This window comes from Liquorilactobacillus ghanensis DSM 18630 (assembly GCF_001435235.1).
Classification (GTDB): domain Bacteria; phylum Bacillota; class Bacilli; order Lactobacillales; family Lactobacillaceae; genus Liquorilactobacillus; species Liquorilactobacillus ghanensis.
Genome location: NZ_AZGB01000003.1, coordinates 118,830 through 137,942 on the forward strand (window position 1 = coordinate 118,830; position 19,113 = coordinate 137,942).

Genomic DNA, 19,113 nt, shown 5'->3' on the forward strand with positions numbered 1-19,113 from the left:
AATATCAGTAAGTACAGGCTTATGATTTTTGGTGATAAGCTTCTATATTACTATGGAATGGTTATAACTAGCCGTTTCGAAATGACATTTCATGTAAAATTAGCTAAATACACAATAATATTATCAACGTAAAAAAATCATAACCATCTATTTAGCAATGGCTATGATTTTTTGTTTGAAAACCAAGTTAAGCTTAGTTTAAATGTTTTTGAATTCTTTTTTAGCCGTTTTGGCATTCCGATTTGGGTCAACAACGGGAGCTTTTTGTTTGGAGAATACAGTAGCAATGAATGGGAAAACAAAAATTGCTGTAGTCGCGATCATCAATGGGTATTTTCCTATCTTTGCACAAAGACCTAAAATTATTCCAATAACTAGGAAGTCACTATCTGAGAAATAAGTTGAACTGAATCCTAAAGTGCCAAACAAACTTAGAGCTATTAATGGTAAGAAACTGGTAATGATGCCATTGATAAATGGTCCAATTAATGCACCTTTTTTGCCACCAGTCGCATTACCAAAAATAGCTGCAATTCCACCACAAAAGAAATGTGTTACCAAACCAGGAATTACGACATTCATATGAAATGCGATTTGTAACAGCATGGATAAGATTCCACCTGCTAAACTAGCCAAGAATCCAGCGATAATAGCATTGCTTGTGCCCTTAAATAACACTGCAAATGGATATCCTGGGACAGCGCTGGGAACAATTTTGTCGCTGAATCCCTTAAAGGCTGGTGATAATTCCTTTAACAAGATATTAACACCCATTACAAGAATCATTATTCCAGCAGAAAAATCAGCAGATTGTAATAATGCCCAAACATAAGGATTGGTCGAAGTAATTGTTCTGATGTATTGTGGGCCGGTTACGATCGTGACTAAATAAAACAAAATAGCCATTACGATCATTACTGAAACATTGCTATCTTGTAAAAATGCAAGTCCCTTGGGAAATTTAATCTCATCAATTGATTTGGCATTCTTTTTAAATAATCCACCAACTTTTGAAGACAGCCAGTAGCCGATCGTCCCAAAATGAGCGAAACTCATATCATCTCTGCCGGTGATTTTTTTCATCGCGGGATGAGCTATGGCAGGGAAGATGCATAAGATTGAGCCCAAGGCGATCGAACCAAATAAAATTGTTTCCCAAAAGTTCATCCCTGACAAAATCATTGCCGGAGTTACACAGCATGCCATATAGAATGCATGATCACTTGAAAGAAAGATGTATTTATATTTGGTAAATCTTGCAATAACAATATTCAAGATCAGGGCAATAACAAAGATAAAGGTTGCTTGTGAACCAAATTTTGCAATTGTAACAGCAATTGAAGCTTCGTTACTTGGAATTAAGCCATGCATATTAAAAGCTTTTTGGAATAATTTTCCAAAATTACTAAGTGCTCCTGAAATCGTTGTTGCACCAACTAAAAGAATTATAAATCCTAAAAATGCATTTATGGTTCCGCTAATAATCTCGGTAAAAGATTTTTTAAGAGCTATTAACCCAACAAGGACAACAAGAGCAGCTATTATTGCTGGTTGACTAAAAAAGTCTATCAAAAACCCCATATTATGTTCCCCCCTTAGAGAATTTTTGCTGTTTAAGCTTTTTGACTAGAGCCAAATACGCGTAATCTTTGTCTGATTTCTTTTTCGACTAATTCTTTCTCCCAAATGCTGACATCAGAAATAAATAGTTGCTTGTTACTGCTTTCTTTTTCAAGTTTTTCTTTTACGGCAAGGGCAACCCGGTGTACCATTTCTGAATAATAATTTATCTTACAAATACCATTTTCGACTGATTTTCGATATTCTTCGTCAGCTAAACATTCTGACAAAACGATGTTATTAGTGGATGATTCAAAATTTAATAAGCATCAAATATATTTGAGTGCTCCAATGAAAAAAATAGACTACATCGTAAGCAATCAAAAGTTGCCGCAAGCAATTCAAAACAGCGTATTAACAAATGATATCAATACGGACATGAAGGCAGTTCGATCTTCATTTTAATAATGCGATTATATAATGAGTCGAAGCCTAAAAAATAATAGGGGGACATAAAAAACCAGCGCTTTCAAACGCTGGCAAAATAAATAAGAGCTTGTAAAATAAATATTAAAAAAATTATTTGATGAATGATTTTTATTCCACTATTATACTCAAATGTTAAGTATGTAGTTGTTTGAAAGTTTCATCTAATAAATCCTCTAACCGTTCCAAAGTCTGCAAGGTAGGGCGCGAGTCCAGCAAAAACCGCAGTTGGTAAATGAAGATGTCATAAAATTCACCTAATTGATCGCGATCAATTATATTGGTTTCAACAGTAAGTCTGCGCAGCCATGACAAATCTTCATTGATGGTTTGGGATAGAAGAAGATAATCTACATGATGGTGATTAACAAATTCAATATCCTGCCGAATTCGTGCTGCAAGGTTTTGCAGTGGATCACCCTTTTGAAAATGATTTGTCATCTTTTGACACCTCCAGTGGATATATTTTATCACGTTTAATCCACTTTGGGTGAAAAAAAGTATTGAAAATCTAAAATCTTATGCTGTGCATGAATTACGCAAAAGTAATTATAGTAGCAGATATAAAACAGAATTATAATGACGATGGCAAATTTAATTGAAAATTTCAAGCTCAGGCAATAATTGTATATAATCTTTTAAATGCTTTAAAAATGAATACGGGTAAAAAAGTGAACGTAATAAAAATACAATTACCAATGAAAGCTGATAATAAAAATTGAAGCTGGGTGAAACGCTTTAATCACGTGAAAATTTAAGCTGAAATATGCTAAAATAGTTTACAAGGGGGTCAAATGTCAATGGGTAAGTATGAATTTATTATTAATTTAATAGATTATGATTTATTTACAGATTCTAACCAGCGTCAAGTATTAAAGAAGAATCGGTTGACGCAACAACAAACAGAGTATCGTTTGCCCGCTAAGGATTTTATTGAATTATTGGATGAGCTTAATCGTTATCATCGCAGCCGAAATCAGCAGACTTTTTGGAAGATGATCGAGAAAAAGTATCTGAATTTGGGAAATCAAATTATCAGATGATCAGATGATCAGGTGACCATTTATATTACAACTTAGTTACATCATACTCAATTTGAACTATTATCGAACTACATATGTTAAATTTAACTTAAGACTCAATTTTTAAATTGAGTATCCTAAATTAGGAGGCAGCTAATCATTATGCAGGATTTTTACGAACGAAAAAACCGTTATAAAATGTATAAAGCAGGGAAATTCTGGACGGTTGGTTTGATCACGACAATGTCACTATTCGTTGGATTGCAGATTAAACCAGTTCAAACCCTAGCAGCTGGAACCAAGGCTGCTTCAAGTAGTCAAGACTCAAGTGAAAGTAATTCAGCTAATAATAGTAGTTTAAAAATTACGACAGCAGCGGCAGATAAAGCCAGCTCAGCAACCAGCTCATCGGTAGCAGCAGACAGTGAAACTTCAAGCAGTGAGCAGCAAGTTTCGAACAGTTCTAGTTCTAATGCTGAAACTGCGACTAGTCAAGCTGACAAAACAAGTACAGCAGTAACCAAAGCAGCAGATGTTAAGACTGCTGACAGTAGTTCGGCAGCGGATAGCAGCTCAACAGCGACTAAGACTGCGGATAGTACAACGGCATCAAGTACAACAGTAGCTGAAACAGTAAGTTCAGCAGCTAGCTCTAGCTCAACCAATGCTGACAGCAGTTCATCAGCTGCAACCGATGCATCATCAACAAGTACAGCGCCTGCTAAAGCGGCAAGTTCAGCATCGACCAGCAGCTCGGATTCAACTAAAGTTGCTGATAGTAGCAGTTCGACAGTTGCTAAAACTACAGATAGTACAACAGCACCAAGTACAAGTGCAGCTGACAGTAGCTCAACTGCGGCAACTGATCCGACTGCAGAAAGCAGTAGTACAGCAACTAAAGCAGCAGATAGCACAACGGCATCAAGCACAAGTGCAACTGACAGTAGCTCAACTAAAGCAGCTGATAGTTCAACGTCAAGTACAACGGCCGCTAATAGCAGTTCAACTGACCAACCGGCAATAAGTACAATGTCGGCTGATACACCAGCTGAGAGCGATTCGGCTTCGACTAAGGCTGATGAAAGTAGCAGCTCAACTTCGACCAAAGCAACTGATAGTTCGACAGCATCAAGTACAAGTGCGGCAGACAGCAGTTCGACCAAAGCGGCAGATAGTAGCTCAGCTTCGACCAAAGCAGCTGATAGTTCGACAACAGCTAAAGCAGCAAGCAGTTCAAGTACAGCTGCAACTAATACAACCGTCAAAACAACTGTATTAAGTGCAACAACGGCTAAAACTACAGCAGCAACAAGCAGCAGTTCAACTACGGCAACAACGACAACTGATCCAACTGCTGAATTACAAGCAGCAATTGCAAAAATTGAGCAGGAAAACTCAGCTGAATATAGCAGCAAAGTTTCGAATTTCTTAAATGGGATTATTGAAGGCGCAATTGAAAGCTGGACGAAATATAAGATTTTGCCATCATTGACAGCAGCCCAAGCTATTTTAGAAAGTGGCTGGGGTACTTCATCATTGGCTAGCAACTATCATAATTTATTCGGAATTAAAGCTGACAGTTCTTGGACAGGCAAGTCCGTAATGTTTCCAACATCAGAATATTATAGTGGCTCTTACCATACGGTCTATGCTGCTTTCCGCGCTTACGATAACAATAATGAAAGCATTGTTGATCATGCAGAATTTTTGTTGGATAATTCACGTTACAGTAATTTGATTGGTCAGACAAATGCTAATACAGCTACTCAATTGATTTCACAAGATGGCTATGCAACTGATCCTAATTATAGTTCAAGCTTGATGTCAATAATTAACGAGTATGGTTTGACAGCATGGGATAGTCTGGCCTTTAAGTATACCGGAACCGATATTGATTTGAATGATAGTACCGGTGATAATACTGGCGGTTCATCGACTTCAAATGGCGGAACCACATATTATACGGTTAAATCCGGTGATACTTTGACTAAAATCGCTGTAAATTACAGTACAACAGTTCCAAAGATCGTTTCGTTAAATAATATCAGCAATCCGAACGTAATTTATGTTGGTCAAGTTTTGAAGGTATTGGGAAGCACCAGTTCCAGCAGCAGCAGTTCAAATAGTTCAACTACGGCAACAACTTACACAGTTAAATCTGGTGACACGCTGTCTGGCATTGCTACCACGCATGCAACGACGGTCAACAATATCGTTACGCTGAATAATATCAGCAACCCGAACGTGATTTACGTTGGTCAGGTCTTGAAATTAAGCCAAGCAGCAGCGAGTGGTACTGCAAGTACTGGTTCGAGCAGCAGCTCAACGGCAGCAACATATACGGTCAAGTCGGGCGATACTTTGTACGGCATTGCTACCACACATAGCACAACGGTAGCAAATATTGTTTCCTTGAATAATCTCAGCAATCCAAATTTGATTTATGTTGGTCAGGTTTTGAAATTAAGTCAAGCAACAGCGAGTGGTACTGCAAGTACTGGTTCGAGCAGCAGCTCAACGGCAGCAACTTACACAGTCAAGTCGGGTGACACCCTGTACGGGATTGCTACCGATCATGGAACAACGGTAGCAAATATTGTTTCCTTGAATAATCTCAGCAATCCGAACGTAATTTATGTTGGACAAGTGCTGAAATTAAGCCAGGCAGCAACCAGTGGTACCGCCAGCACCGGTTCAAGCAGCACATCAAGTAGTGCGGCTAGCTATACGGTTAAATCCGGCGATACTTTGTACGGCATTGCCACCAGCCATGGAACAACGGTAGCAAATATCGTTTCCTTGAATAACCTTAGCAATCCGAACGTAATTTATGTTGGACAAGTGCTGAAATTAAGCGGTGCAGCCAGCAGCACGGCAAGCACGAGTTCAAGCACAAACAGTACGTCAAGCAGTGCAGCCAGTTATACAGTTAAGTCCGGTGATACCTTATATGGGATCGCAGCAACTCATGGGACAACGGTAGCAAATATTGTTTCGCTGAATAAGATCAGTGATCCGGATGATATTTATGTTGGTCAAGTATTGAAATTAAACGGTACTGCTAGTCAGACAACAACGACCAGCACCAGCACAAAATCGACCAGTTCGACAGCTAACGGCAGCTATACTATCAAGTCCGGCGATACATTATCGGAGATTGCCAGCAAATACGGTCTAAGTGTCAGTCAATTAGCAGCTTTGAATAATATCAGCGATCCAAATGAGATTGTAGTTGGTCAGGTCTTGAAGTTGAGCGGCAGTACTTCATCCAGCAGCCAAACTTCGACTAAAACGACAACTCAAAGCAGCTCGGGCTCGTATACCATTAAATCTGGTGATACCTTGTATGAAATTGCCAAGGATCATGGGATGACAGTTAGCCAATTGGCGGCTTTGAATAACATCAGCAATGCAAATCAGATTTATGTTGGTCAGACTTTAAAATTTTAATTTAGCTGTTTAACGAGAACTAACTAATAAGCGGGACTGTGACAAAGCAAATGTTTGTCATAGTCCCGTTTGCTATTAAATACTAAACTTTAAAATTCCACTTTCTTGAAATAGAATAAATTATTTGGGTAAAAAAATAGGAAATTGGTTTTTTGTTAATTAGATTCGTAGTTTTAGTAGTTGGAAAAAACTAATCAGCAGACCACTAGCAGCGTAAACTAATAAAGCTGGACTAGCATTAAGGATACCAAAAGGAATGGAGATTAGGCTGATGCAGAGAAGAAAAAGGCAAAGGCTGCGAAAAAAATAAGAATTAAATTGGTGACTTGTTAGCAGAAAAAGACCCGTTATGATTTGTGTCAGAGTTAACAAAATAATACTGGAAATCGTTGAAATATCAGTGATTGGCTTAATAAAATCAGTATGAAAAGCCGATAGCAAACCAATCCAGATCAAACTGGATAGGGTTAACCAGAAGCCGCTGAATCGTTGCATAAAATCACCTCAATAAGTTGAATTTAAGTAACATTTTAGCAACCGATTATTAATATTTAATGAATTTTTGGTAAACTAAGTTTTACATTTTGTTGATCATGAGTACTTAATAAACGAAATATCTAAGTGAAGGAAGACAAGATGAGTAAAAGAAAAAAACAACGAAAAACGCCGCAAATAACCGCTAGTTTGGCAGCTTTACTGATTTTAGCGGTTATTTGGCTGGTAGGCGGTACGGATTCGTTGCTTAAATCGTTTGCTGCTCAACCGCTGCAAACAGTCAATCAATTACTGCAACAATCGCCAAAACAACAGCAGTCGTCCCAACAGCCGGCTGAGAAGCTGCAGCAAAGCAATCTGGCACAGTTGACCTATGTTTCGGGTAAATCAGCTGTTGTGGAAGTAAATGGCGGTAAGAGCACGTTAAAGTCGTCTGATTGGCAGACGAATCAAGTCGAGTATCATAATCTTGACAGCCTTAACCGGACTTCCGGCGCGAATGTTGCTTATCTGGAACCACGTAATCTGGCTAATGACAGTTTACGGGTTCGACAATATGTGCAGCCAACGGGGTGGCATCAGAAGTTTTTAAACCGGGAGCCGATTGTTAATCGCGGGCATTTGATTGCCTACTCGTTGTCTAAGGGAATTGCCCAAAATGGCAGCTATGATCCAACTCTTCCCAGCGGAGATCAGAATAATCCCAAGAATTTATTCACGCAGACAGCCTTTGCCAATCAAAAGCTGCAGACGATCTATGAAGCAAAGGTTCGGGAAGCACTGCGTTCCGGTCAAAAGGTTATTTATGCTGCCCAGGCAATTTTTCGCAGTAATGAATTGATGGCGCGCGGAGTACGCCTACAGGCGATCTCACTTGACGGATCATTGAACTTTAATGTTTATATTTATAACGTACAGCCGGGCGTTGAATTTGATTATGCTACCGGTCGTTCAACGATCAACCGTCAGCTGCAGGTACCAGAGCCGACAAGATGAGTCATAACATACAATAAGTGGCGCGGACAAGTTAGTCTGCGTCACTTATTGTGTTCTTAACTGGTTTTAATTAAAGCTGTTCACTGAGTTGCTTAAGCTTAGCTACGACACCCTCCTTCCAACGATAGACTGTTGGCCGGGTAACACCGCAAAGGCGGGCAATCTCAGTTATATTTTTGCTTTGCAGCCGGTAGGCAAGGTAGAGCTGTTCTTTGGCCGTGCACATTTGCCAAAGCTGCTTAGCATACTCACCGACCAGCAGATTATCAGCAAAGGCTGCTGCCTGCGGATCGGGTGCTTCAAGCGGCTGGTTATCTTGGTTCGGGTCATCTTGTTCCAAACTCAAAGCCGTAATTTTTTTGGTTTGCTGGGAACGTAAAATATCCAGCAACCGCCACCTGATCCGGCTGAAATAGTAGTTTTGTCGTTTCTTGTACGATAAATACGGCAGCTTTTTAGCGCTTTGGCGGGCTTCCAGTAAGATCAAAGCTCCTTCTTGCAATAAGTCTTCATAGTCGGAACGAGCCGGTGAAATACCCAGCGATTTGATCACACCGCGTAATAATCTGTAATCGGCGGCAGAGAATTTGGCTGATTGATAATTTGGTGCTGGCTGGTGGTGTCGTTTGTCTGCTGACATAGAATTTACTCCTTTAATTTAGGTGTTTCTTGGCCAAGAACAACTCTAAGTTAACCAATAATTATGGAACCGCCAACATAGAAATATTAATTAAATTTGCTATAACTAAAAAAGCCGTTGCAAAAAAATTAGATTTAATTTATTCTAATATATAGGGAATTATTAATAATAATTCTTAGAAAGCTGGTCAATGTTCCAAAAAAACATTAAAGGGGTTTAGAGATGAAAGAAATCACCTCAAAAGATTTAACCCAGTGGCTGTTTGAAAGAGCTAACTTTGATCCTAAAGCTGGGATCAATCGCAATGATACGCTGCTGCTGCTTGATTGCCGGGGACTAAAATCAAGTAAATGCAAGTCGTTATTAGTAGACCGCCACCATGGTGTAATCAGCAGTCCCAAGGAAACAAAACGTTTGCTGAATGAATGGTTCAAGCAGCAAACAATCGGATTATTATTGCTGCGGGCAATGCAAAAACTGATTCTGCAAAAGGATCGGGTTCAATCATTAGCAATTGTTCATGGCAATGCAATGTTTGTTCCGCTCAGTGGGGCTACCCAACATTCAACTAGTTGGGTGGCAATGCATAATTTAGCAAGCCAAGTTTATTTTCCGGCTGATCGGCAAACATTGCGTTTGAATTTTAAAGAAAACAAACTGGATTTACCATTGATCGAGATCAAGGCTAATCAGAGTGTTTTCAAAAAGCAGTACCAGATCGCCCAAAAGATGATGCTGTTGCAGTACCAGCTGGCACACTGCTTGGCAGCAGAGTTCCGGATCGAGGAAGATAGTTTTTTGTTTCGCAGATGTCTGGAATCAGTTCACGAATTTAATTGCTATCATCCGCAAAAATTCTTGGAACTTTATCATCTCGAATTACTGGATAGCTTTTCCAAAGAATGTTGGGATGAAAAAATGTCTAACGAACAGCTTATCCGCCGTTACAAAGAAGTTACCAGCAAGTATGATTTGTTTTAAGCAGTTGACCATATAAAACCAAGGAGGACACCAATCATGCCCGAAGAAACTAAAATAAAATTTTTAGACGAGAAAACTGTTAACGAATTACATCAAAAGAACCGGATCGATTTACCACGGATGGAGTTGCAGGATAATAAAGAACAACTGACAACTGACTTGGTAATGACTTACGAGAATCCACTTTGGCGAGACATTATGTATGCACAGCTTTACCGGCAGTCGGCTGCCTTAAGCTTCATGGCGGACGGCAAGGAATATGCCATGTTGGAGTTCCAAGAGCCATCAGACGACGAAGCTGACAAATTAATTGCCAGCTGTCATGAAGTTCATGAGTATATCGGTCAATTGGAATTTAACTTGAAACTGGATCACTTGCCGGTCAGAAGTGTTTGGGATGTTACTGAAGACGAAGAAGCAGCTGATGGTCTGGTTGAAAAAGAGCGTGTTTATTCACTGATGCGCTATAAGCGTAAAATCAAACGCAATCTCAGACGGCAAAAAGATCTAGTGATCGTCGGTTTTAAAGCGTATCGTTCTGGGAGATTGCTGGAACACGTGGATCAGTTGAGCAGCCAATTTGATAACAATGAGCTGCTGGCACGATATACGGAGTGGTTAAATACTGATGAATAATTTAAGCAACAACAGTAATGATTTATAAAAACAACAAAAGAATTATGAATAAAGCATAAACAGTTTTTCTAGAAAGCACCGCCAAAAAGATTTGGCGGTGTTTTTTGTTACCCAAAAAGAAGGTAAGTTAATATATCAAAATATTCTCGTCGACATTTATAGCGATTTCTAGCAATTTTCATCGAAAATGGATAGGAACGTAAACAAATTATTATTAATTTTACACTTTCTTAATGTATTTAAAAATTACTGTGTAAATTAAAAGTGAATTATAATATTTAAAATCAGATAAATACAGTGTATAATAAATCCATGACTGATTTCTGTAGAAAATTTCTGTGAGAAATAGCAGGGGGATAGAGGATGTTAAGGTACGGAATTCGTGAAAGACGGGCTTTTCTAGATCAAGCGGCAATTGATCATCGTTATATCTATCATGCACTTAAACGTTTGGAAGATGTAATTTTAAGTGTAGGCGGACTGATTCTTTTATCGCCGTTGCTGATTGGGGTCGCAATTGCCATCAAAATTGATGACAAAGGTCCAGTTTTCTATCGACAAGAACGAGTCGGACATCGTGGAAAACGATTCATGATGTTTAAGTTTCGTTCAATGTGTGTTGATGCAGAAGAAAAGCTTAAAGAACTACAAAAATATAATGAAGTTGAAGGAGCAATGTTTAAAATCAAGCAAGATCCCCGAGTAACCAGAATTGGACGTTTTATCCGCCGCTACAGTATTGATGAATTACCACAACTATTCAACGTGCTGGCTGGTGACATGAGTCTAGTTGGGCCGCGACCACCGCTGCCGCGTGAATTAAAGGAGTATACCGAGTATGATAAACAGCGGTTATACGTAATCCCTGGCTGTACGGGATTATGGCAAGTCAGTGGTAGAAATGATGTCGGTTTCCACGAAATGGTGGAACTTGATTTAAAGTATATCCGCAAGAGTGGCTTTCTATATGATTTAGGTATTATGTTAAAAACAATTAAAATTATGGTGTTCCCAAATGGGGCATATTAGAAGAGGTTGTAAGAATTTAAACTTGAAAGCAAGTTTGGATGCAAGGTTGACTTATGAAGATGCAGATTATGTAGTGATTGCATCTCCGACAAACTACGATAGCGAAAAAAATTATTTTGATACATCAGCTGTTGAAGCTGTAATTAAATTGGTTAACCAGTATAATTCGTAAGTTTACATGATCATCAAGTCAATAATTTCAGTTGGTTATACCAAGAATGATTCGTGAAAAAATGAATTCTGATAAGATTTTATTCAGTTCAGAATTCTTAAGAGAAGGACATGCACTGTATGATAATCTTTATCTGTCAAGAATCGTAGTCGGTACTGATAAAAATGATTCGGCTTTGGTACAAGCAGCTGAAACTTTTGCTGGTTTGTTGCAAGAAGATGCAATTGATACTTTGATAATGGGATTTACCGAAGTAGAAGCAGTTAAATTATTCACTAATACTTACTTAGCATTGCGTGTCAGCTACTTTAATGAGTTGGATATTATGCTAAAAGCAAGGGATTAAACACTAAACAAATTATTGACGGTGTTTGTTTGGATACAAGAATTGGCAAACAGGACAATAATCCGTCTTTTGGTTATGGAGGATACTGTTTACCAAAGGATACAAAGCAATTGTTAGCTAACTATCAAGATGTCCCACAGAATTTGATTGAAGCAATTGTAAAATCAAATGATACCCGAAAAGATTTTATTGCTGATTGGGTTTTACAAAAAGCTGGTTATTATAGTTATGGAGAGAATAATCAATTCAATCCAGTAGAGGAAAAAAATCACTGTTGGTGTCTATTATTTAACAATGAAATCAAATAGTGATAATTTTCGACAAAGCAGTATTCAAGGCGTAATGAATCATTTGAATGTTAAGGGGAAGGTGTACAGGTAATTATTTATGAACCAACTTTGAAAAATGGACAGTCTTTTTTGGCAGTGAAGTTGTTAATGATATCTGCCGATTTAAAAAAGAAAGTAATATTATTTTAGTAAATAGAAATAATTCAGTTTTGGAAGAGGTACGCAATAAAGTTTATATGCGAGATGTTTTTAGAAATAATTAGTAATTTGATTGGAGAGTTTTTGTGTGAAAGATGTATTCATAGTTGGATCAAAAGGGATACCGGCAAAATATGGTGGTTTTGAAACATTTGTTGATAATTTAGTTTCTCGTCAAGTCAATAGAGATATTAAATATCATGTTGCATGCATGACATTTAATAAAAAAGTTAGACAGTATGATTATAATGGAGCTGATTGTCAGGAAATTAGTGTTCCTAATGTTGGCGGGGCAAAAGCAATTATTTATGATTTAAAGGCTTTAAATTGGTCTTTGAAAGAAATTAAAGAAAATAAATTGCAAAATGGAATTGTCTATATTTTGGCATGTAGAATAGGTCCATTTTTACATAACTATATTGACAAATTTCATAAGTATGGATTTAAAGTTTGGGTTAATCCAGACGGTCATGAATGGAAAAGGGCAAAGTGGTCTAAACCCGTTCGACAGTATTGGAAGTATTCAGAGCGTTTAATGGTAAAAAATGCTGATTTCTTGATATGTGATAGTAGAACAATTGAAAAATATATTCATGATGAATATAGCAAATATAATCCACAGACTACATTTATTGCATATGGTGCTGATATTACAAAATCCAGTTTATCAAAAGAAAATAAGAATGTGCAGAATTGGTACAAGAAGTTTGGTATTATTTTAGACGATTATTTTCTAATAGTTGGTCGATTTGTTCCAGAAAATAATTTTGAAACAATGATTAGAGAATTTATGAGTAGCAATGTTAAAAATGATTTAGTTATCATCACAAATGTTGAAAAAAATAAATTTTATGACGAATTAAAAGAAAAGACTCATTTTGATAAAGATTCGCGAATAAAATTCGTTGGAACCGTTTATGATCAACAATTATTAAAGTTTATTAGAGAGCATGCTTTAGCATATATTCATGGTCATTCAGTTGGTGGAACGAACCCATCACTTCTGGAAGCTTTGGCAAGCACTAAAGTAAATTTATTGTATAATGTGGGATTCAATCAAGAAGTTGCAAGGGATACTTCTTTATATTGGGATAAAGTTAAAGGAAGTTTGAAAAATATTCTGGAAATCACAGTTAAATTTACAGAAAAGGAAATTTCGGAATATGATCAGAGTTCTGAACATCAAGTTATAGATTATTATTCTTGGAAAAAAATTATAAACGATTATGAATTTACTATTATGGGTAAGAAATGATGAAAAATATATTATATTTACATGCCGGAGCAGAAATGTATGGTGCTGATAAGATTCTTTTAGAACTTGTCACGGGATTAGATAAAACAAAGTTTAATCCGATTGTTATTTTACCAAATGAAGGTATTTTAAAGGAAAAGTTGCAGAAAAAGGGAATAAATACGTATGTTATAAATTATCCGATATTACGTCGGAAATATTTTAATTTAAAAGGCATTATTAATTATAGTGTTGATTATTTTAAATATTCTAGAAGGATAATCGATTTTTTGAATAAAAGAAAATTAAAAATAGATATTATTCATGTTAATACGACAGCTGTTCTTGAGGGAATATATTTAAAGAAAAAATTAAATACCAAATTACTTTGGCATGTTCATGAAATTATAATTAATCCTAAATTTGTTTTTAAAACTATTAGTTGGTTAATTGGGAAGTACGCTGATAAATGTGTAGTTGTTTCAAAGGCTGTAAAAATCCATTTACTTAAATCTAATAATATAGAATCTGGTAAAATTGAAATTATTTATAATGGTGTTGATTCCAATAAATTTAGTTCAAATGTTGAAAATCGTTATCTTTTTAAAGAGCTAAATATTCCGAGAAATTCAATCAGGGTTGGTGTAATAGGGCGGATTAATGCATGGAAAGGACAAGATGATTTTCTAGATGCTGCTATTCCTTTGTTAGATATACATCCTACCCTATATCTCTTTATTATTGGTAGTGCCTTTTCAGGACAAGAGTGGAGAGTGTCTGCTTTAAAAAAGAGAATTAAAAAGGAGCAGAATAATTCTCGTATTATTTATTTGCCATTTCGAGAAGATGTTGCAGCGATTCAAAATTTCTTAAATTTATTAGTGTTACCAAGCATTAATCCAGATCCATTACCTACTGTAGTTTTAGAAGCAATGGCTTGTGGGAAACCCGTTGTTGGATATGCCCACGGAGGTGTTACAGAGATGGTAAGTGATAATTATAATGGACTTTTGGCGGAACCAAGAGATACAGTAGATTTAAGACTTAAAATAAGTAGTATAATATCCTCGCCACAAAAAATTGCAAAATTAGGAATTAATTCAAAAAAAAGACAGTTAAAATACTTTTCTGTTGAATCACTTATAATGAATTTTGAATCAATATATGACCGTATTTAATAATTAACTACAATATGTTTTTTATTTAAACAATTGTAATAATCTATAAGGAAGTAAATTAATGAATAAGCAAGCTTTTTTAATTATGGCTGATTCGAATGCTGAACAATTAAAAACTTTAATAATGTTATTGGATAGTAAGTTCGTAGACATTTATGTACATATTGATAAAAAATCAAAAATTAATACAAAACTATTTAATGGTATCACTAAGCAAAGCAAAGTCTTTTTTGTACCCAGAATGGATGTTTTTTGGGGAGGACTTAGTATGATTAAATGTGAATATGGACTGTTTAAGTATGCGTTAAAAAATGGAACGTATAGTTATTTTCATCTTATTTCTGGAAAAGATATTCCATTAAGATCTGTTGATGAAATATATAATTTCTTTGAATCCCATTTAAATCAAGAGTTTGTAGCATTTGAAACGGTACAAAACTTTCAACATGCGAGAGCGACTGAAAGAGTATCTTTTTATCATTTTATGCCTGAAATGTCTTTTAAAAGTTCCAAAAAATGGGTAAGCATTAATTTTTGGAAAATTTATAGAAAATTTGAATCCGATTTACAGAGAATTCTGAAAATTGATCTTTTTAGTAAGTACAAGTTGGATTTAAAGTATGGTAGTCAGTGGGTAAGCGTTGATACTGAATTTTTAGAGTACTTGATAAGCAAGGAAGAATTTGTTTATAAAATCTTTAAAAACGCAGTGTTGTCTGATGAACTGTTTATTCAAACAATTTTGTACAATAATGATTATTTTCGGAAAAAACTATTTTATTTTAATAATACCTTAGAATACTCAAATTTAAGGTATATAGATTGGAATAGAGGAAGACCCTATATTTGGAGAATTGATGATAAAGAAAAACTTATTGATGCTTCGAAAAGAGGATTTATGTTTGCTAGAAAATTTGATACTAAAGTCGATAAAAATATTATTTGTTTCTTATCAAAACGAGAAAGCAGTTGGAAAAATTAAATGGAAAAACTTATTATTATTATTGTGACTTATAACCCTAAGATTAATGATTTTGTTAATAATTTAAATGTGTTTATAGGGTCGGAATATAATATTGTAATTGTGGACAATGGCTCCTCTAATATTGGTATTATTGAAAAAAGTATTAATAAAGTTAATTTAAATGATAATGTCCATCTAATTAAACTAAAAAAGAATTACGGCATAGGCTATGCTCAAAACAAAGCAATAGAAGTATTTAGAAATTTTGATTATTATATTTTTTTTGATCAGGACAGTAATATGGAAAGTAAAAATCTAAACAAACTTTTAGATACGTTTAAAAAAATTGAGTTAGAAGATCATGATATAGTTGCTGTAGGTCCAATTCAAGATGTAGATACAGATGAAAAAGAATATTTTAAAGTGTCTAAACTTATAAGTTCTGGTATGTTGATTTCCAAAAAAGCCTTTTGTGAAATTGGTCAGTTTAAGAGTGAATTTTTTATAGACTTTATAGATTACGAGTGGTGCTGGCGAGCATTGAGTATGGGTAGAAATTTATACAAAGCTAATATACACTTCAATCATGAGACTAACGGAGTGAATAGAAAGTTTGGACATACTATTGATCCAGATTTTAGATTGTTTTATATTTACAGGAATGCTACATATATTATACTTTATGAAAATGTAATTTCCTTGGAAAAGTTGAGATTAATTTTTAGGTTGGGTGCCAAATTTTTATTTCAAATATTATTAAAAAATTCATTCTATAGAATGAAGATATGTTTGGAAGGTATACATAAAGGTATGATGAAGAGTTTTAATAACTAATCTTGTAAGAAGTATTTTATACAAAAAAGGGGTGATTTTATAATGTATATTTTCGAGCTTGCTTCTATCCTTTTTAGTGGATTTCTATATGAAATAAAATTTCTAAGTAAAAAAATATTTCTTTTTGTTTCTTTTTTTCTTTTGTTTATTGTTCAAGCATTGAGAGCAGGAACAGTTGGAACTGATACTCAGTTTTATTTAAATACGTATGATGTTTCAAAATTTCTTAGCTTTTCCTATATCATTCATTCATTCCCTAGGATGACTATATATGGGCATTATGGTTTAGTTGAAAATGGATATGTTTTAATCAATAAGGTTTTGAGTTGTTTTTTTAATTCTAATCAAACCATACTTATATTTTCTTCCTTAATAATATGTTTAAACTTTGCTCATTTTATTGATCTACATTGTAAAGATGTTTTTATAGCAACACTAATCTTTGCTTGTAGTGGTTTGTATATGAATTCTTTTAATCTAGTAAGACAATTTTTGGCAATGTCAATTTGCATTAATGCTTATAATTTCTTTAAAAATGAAAAATATGTCAAGGGATCATTAATAATTTTGTTGGCATATTTTATTCACGAGTCAAGTGCAATTTTCTTTTTCATTATGATTATGTATGCTTTTATGAGGAAGACTTCTCTTAAGATGGACTATTTGTTGATGGCTTTTCCTTTATTTTTTTCTTTTATTATTCGTGTGGTTGCTATCATCTTGCCACAATATACTGGTTATACAGAAAATCACTTATTTGAAGTGACCATTCATGGAATTGTTCTGTTGTGGGTGTTTGAATTTATTATAATTATTTTAGCAACTGATAAGAAAGATAAACATACATTGTTCTTGATTTTTTGTTGGATGTCATATGTGATTCTTCAATTTCTTAGTCTAAATGTAACAGGTATGTATCGAGTTTCATTTTGGTTTTTAATTTTTTCGATGGAATTAATGTCTAATGTTCCTCATGAATTGAATAATAATAATAAATCTATACTTTTCAAAATTATATATTCAATTGTGTTATCTTTGGCTTTCTTAAGCTTTTCTACAAGCCCATCATTATTATATTCTTTTTTTTGGAAATGAAACTAATCCGGTTATCTTTTATTTTAATATTTATTATACGATTGGAACAAATATTGATGAAAAAATATGAAATTAAAAAAATCATTCATCAAAAAAGTAATGATTTTTGATTAAGTTTTTCGGTTTCATAATTATAAATGAATTCATTCTCTAGTTGATTATTTAATACTTTTTGAAATGAGGTAAAATCGACTTGAATTTCATTTAATCTAATCAGAAAAAATGCAAAAATTTCATGATGGTGGTTTGAAATTATATAAATCAATGATAATTAGATTGTTTTTAATAAAAACTTAAATGATACGTTAATGAAGTTAGTGCCTATTTGTTATGTTAAGTATTATTTGAACTATAAAAATTGAATTTTTTGGAGAAATAATATAAGTAGGCATTAATGCATTGTCAAGGGCTTTATATTGTATTTGGGAGGAATTTTACATGTACAGACAGGCGTTTTTATTAATTATGTATAAATCAAGTAATTCATTAATAGATTTATTAAAAGTTCTGAAAACTTCAGGTGGAGATGTATTTGTGCATGTAGACAAAAAGAGTGATCTCAACACATTAAAAAAAATAAATGAATTTACAAATGTTGAAATCATTAAGGAACGTTTTAACATTTCTTGGGGTGGTTTTAATATGGTTAAAGCGATGATTGCATTATTAAAAGCGGCGTATAATAAAAATGCTGACTATACACATTATGTTTTCCTTTCTGGAAGTGATTATCCAGTATGGAATGGAAAAAAGATAAATCGTTTTTTTTCTTCACATCGTAATAAAGAACTAGTTAATGCATATTGCATGACGAATAATGGGTGTGTCCATTGCAGTTCTAAAATTACAAAATATTATTTTTTTGATCATATGAATCATATTAAAACTCTCTCAAGAATATATAATTTGTTTATGTCAGAAGTATACAGAAGAAAAAGGAAAAACTCATTTATTTCAGTTGGCAAAAAAAGACTGAAAGTTTATTTTGGATCACAATGGTTTGCAATTACAAATGATTGCGCTAAGTATGTTCTCTCAAAGGTAAGTAACAAACAATTGATTAATTATTTCAAACATTCTTTGGCACCTGATGAAATGTTTTTTCACACTATAATCTTTAATTCAAAGTTTGGTATGAACAACTTAATAGGTGGACCAGTTGAATATAGTCCAAAATGGAATTTATTTAATTACACATTTTTAGACTCTAGTTTTCTTAACTGTGGTGAGGAAATTAGAATTCCAAAATTGTTAGAAAAGATACGAATTACTAGTAAGAAAGATAAATCTAGAAAAAATGTTGGGAGAGGTTCTATAAGATTTTTAAATGAGAAGTATTTTGATGAGATTATTAAAAGCGGATATCCTTTTTGCAGAAAAATAGATGATAATTATTCAAATAAACTTATCTCCGAGTTAGAAATGAATGTATGTAGAAAGCGATAAAATTATTTATTATAATTAATATTAGTTGTTTTGTGCTTTGCTTATTTTAGAAAGGGGCCGA

General features: G+C 34.4%; 16 protein-coding genes and 1 pseudogene. 13 read left to right on the forward strand and 4 right to left on the reverse strand.

Annotated elements, in window-relative coordinates; genetic code table 11:
- Window positions 1–198: 198 nt before the first annotated feature.
- From FC89_RS01485 to FC89_RS01490, 3 genes are all read right to left on the reverse strand, one after another.
- Window positions 199–1,581 (reverse strand): PTS ascorbate transporter subunit IIC, encoded by a 1,383-nt coding sequence (locus FC89_RS01485; RefSeq protein ID WP_057870774.1) that lies wholly within the window; start codon window positions 1,579–1,581, stop codon window positions 199–201.
- 32 nt (window positions 1,582–1,613) lie between these two features.
- On the reverse strand, window positions 1,614–1,850 hold the full coding sequence (locus FC89_RS12490) for a class II fructose-bisphosphate aldolase (protein WP_235804358.1): 237 nt from the start codon (window positions 1,848–1,850) through the stop codon (window positions 1,614–1,616).
- A 331-nt stretch (window positions 1,851–2,181) separates the two neighbouring features.
- Window positions 2,182–2,487 carry a hypothetical protein gene (locus FC89_RS01490; RefSeq protein WP_057870775.1) on the reverse strand — a complete coding sequence of 102 codons (306 nt, stop codon included), beginning with the start codon at window positions 2,485–2,487 and terminating at the stop codon, window positions 2,182–2,184.
- Between the two features lie 359 nt (window positions 2,488–2,846).
- Here FC89_RS01490 and FC89_RS01495 point away from each other — a divergent pair, with 359 nt between their 5' ends.
- The 3 genes from FC89_RS01495 (at window position 2,847) to FC89_RS01505 (ending at window position 8,009) form a co-directional block, all read left to right on the forward strand.
- Window positions 2,847–3,089, forward strand: a complete 243-nt coding sequence (locus tag FC89_RS01495; RefSeq protein WP_057870776.1) for a hypothetical protein — start codon at window positions 2,847–2,849, stop codon at window positions 3,087–3,089.
- Between the two features lie 141 nt (window positions 3,090–3,230).
- Window positions 3,231–6,518, forward strand: a complete 3,288-nt coding sequence (locus FC89_RS01500; RefSeq protein WP_057870777.1) for a LysM peptidoglycan-binding domain-containing protein — start codon at window positions 3,231–3,233, stop codon at window positions 6,516–6,518.
- A 636-nt stretch (window positions 6,519–7,154) separates the two neighbouring features.
- Window positions 7,155–8,009, forward strand: coding sequence for a DNA/RNA non-specific endonuclease (locus tag FC89_RS01505; protein WP_057870778.1), 855 nt, complete (start codon window positions 7,155–7,157; stop codon window positions 8,007–8,009).
- Between the two features lie 70 nt (window positions 8,010–8,079).
- Here the strand turns inward: FC89_RS01505 and FC89_RS01510 are convergent, their stop codons facing one another.
- Window positions 8,080–8,649: a sigma-70 family RNA polymerase sigma factor gene (locus tag FC89_RS01510; protein ID WP_057870779.1), complete on the reverse strand. Its 570-nt coding sequence runs from the start codon at window positions 8,647–8,649 to the stop codon at window positions 8,080–8,082.
- 222 nt (window positions 8,650–8,871) lie between these two features.
- Between FC89_RS01510 and FC89_RS01515 the strand changes: the two genes are divergently transcribed.
- From FC89_RS01515 to FC89_RS01560, 10 genes and pseudogenes are all read left to right on the forward strand, one after another.
- The gene (locus tag FC89_RS01515; RefSeq protein ID WP_057870780.1) at window positions 8,872–9,630 is read left to right on the forward strand and encodes a hypothetical protein; all 759 of its coding nucleotides are present in this window, start codon (window positions 8,872–8,874) and stop codon (window positions 9,628–9,630) included.
- Window positions 9,631–9,666: 36 nt separating this feature from the next.
- Entirely contained in the window at window positions 9,667–10,266 is a 600-nt protein-coding gene (locus tag FC89_RS01520; RefSeq protein WP_057870781.1) for a hypothetical protein, read from the forward strand.
- Between the two features lie 363 nt (window positions 10,267–10,629).
- A complete protein-coding gene (locus FC89_RS01525; protein ID WP_057870782.1) occupies window positions 10,630–11,295 on the forward strand; it encodes a sugar transferase in 666 nt (221 codons plus the stop codon).
- Between the two features lie 10 nt (window positions 11,296–11,305).
- Window positions 11,306–12,366, forward strand: a pseudogene (locus FC89_RS01530) (nucleotide sugar dehydrogenase); the annotation flags it as partial.
- A 23-nt stretch (window positions 12,367–12,389) separates the two neighbouring features.
- Window positions 12,390–13,556: a beta 1-4 rhamnosyltransferase Cps2T gene (cps2T, locus tag FC89_RS01535; RefSeq protein ID WP_057870783.1), complete on the forward strand. Its 1,167-nt coding sequence runs from the start codon at window positions 12,390–12,392 to the stop codon at window positions 13,554–13,556.
- Window positions 13,556–14,713, forward strand: a complete 1,158-nt coding sequence (locus FC89_RS01540) for a glycosyltransferase family 4 protein (RefSeq protein ID WP_057870784.1) — start codon at window positions 13,556–13,558, stop codon at window positions 14,711–14,713. Before cps2T ends, FC89_RS01540 begins: the two co-directional genes overlap by 1 nt.
- Window positions 14,714–14,774: 61 nt before the next feature.
- Window positions 14,775–15,695 carry a beta-1,6-N-acetylglucosaminyltransferase gene (locus FC89_RS01545; RefSeq protein ID WP_057870785.1) on the forward strand — a complete coding sequence of 307 codons (921 nt, stop codon included), beginning with the start codon at window positions 14,775–14,777 and terminating at the stop codon, window positions 15,693–15,695.
- Window positions 15,696–16,511 (forward strand): glycosyltransferase, encoded by an 816-nt coding sequence (locus FC89_RS01550; RefSeq protein ID WP_057870786.1) that lies wholly within the window; start codon window positions 15,696–15,698, stop codon window positions 16,509–16,511.
- Between the two features lie 42 nt (window positions 16,512–16,553).
- Window positions 16,554–17,606, forward strand: a complete 1,053-nt coding sequence (locus tag FC89_RS01555) for an EpsG family protein (RefSeq protein ID WP_057870787.1) — start codon at window positions 16,554–16,556, stop codon at window positions 17,604–17,606.
- Window positions 17,607–18,044: 438 nt separating this feature from the next.
- Complete coding sequence (locus FC89_RS01560) at window positions 18,045–19,052, forward strand: beta-1,6-N-acetylglucosaminyltransferase (protein ID WP_057870788.1); 1,008 nt, start codon at window positions 18,045–18,047, stop codon at window positions 19,050–19,052.
- Window positions 19,053–19,113 lie beyond the last annotated feature (61 nt).

Excerpts from the sequence above, each read along its gene's own strand:
- FC89_RS01545 (WP_057870785.1), top strand. The coding sequence starts at position 14,775 with ATGAATAAGCAAGCTTTTTTAATTATGGCTGATTCGAATGCTGAACAA.
- FC89_RS01560 (WP_057870788.1), top strand. The coding sequence starts at position 18,045 with ATGTACAGACAGGCGTTTTTATTAATTATGTATAAATCAAGTAATTCA.
- FC89_RS01550 (WP_057870786.1), top strand. The coding sequence starts at position 15,696 with ATGGAAAAACTTATTATTATTATTGTGACTTATAACCCTAAGATTAAT.
- FC89_RS01485 (WP_057870774.1), bottom strand. The coding sequence starts at position 1,581 with ATGGGGTTTTTGATAGACTTTTTTAGTCAACCAGCAATAATAGCTGCT.
- FC89_RS01510 (WP_057870779.1), bottom strand. The coding sequence starts at position 8,649 with ATGTCAGCAGACAAACGACACCACCAGCCAGCACCAAATTATCAATCA.
- FC89_RS01505 (WP_057870778.1), top strand. The coding sequence starts at position 7,155 with ATGAGTAAAAGAAAAAAACAACGAAAAACGCCGCAAATAACCGCTAGT.
- FC89_RS01525 (WP_057870782.1), top strand. The coding sequence starts at position 10,630 with ATGTTAAGGTACGGAATTCGTGAAAGACGGGCTTTTCTAGATCAAGCG.
- FC89_RS01520 (WP_057870781.1), top strand. The coding sequence starts at position 9,667 with ATGCCCGAAGAAACTAAAATAAAATTTTTAGACGAGAAAACTGTTAAC.
- FC89_RS01500 (WP_057870777.1), top strand. The coding sequence starts at position 3,231 with ATGCAGGATTTTTACGAACGAAAAAACCGTTATAAAATGTATAAAGCA.
- FC89_RS01515 (WP_057870780.1), top strand. The coding sequence starts at position 8,872 with ATGAAAGAAATCACCTCAAAAGATTTAACCCAGTGGCTGTTTGAAAGA.
- FC89_RS01490 (WP_057870775.1), bottom strand. The coding sequence starts at position 2,487 with ATGACAAATCATTTTCAAAAGGGTGATCCACTGCAAAACCTTGCAGCA.
- FC89_RS01555 (WP_057870787.1), top strand. The coding sequence starts at position 16,554 with ATGTATATTTTCGAGCTTGCTTCTATCCTTTTTAGTGGATTTCTATAT.
- FC89_RS01495 (WP_057870776.1), top strand. The coding sequence starts at position 2,847 with ATGGGTAAGTATGAATTTATTATTAATTTAATAGATTATGATTTATTT.
- FC89_RS01540 (WP_057870784.1), top strand. The coding sequence starts at position 13,556 with ATGAAAAATATATTATATTTACATGCCGGAGCAGAAATGTATGGTGCT.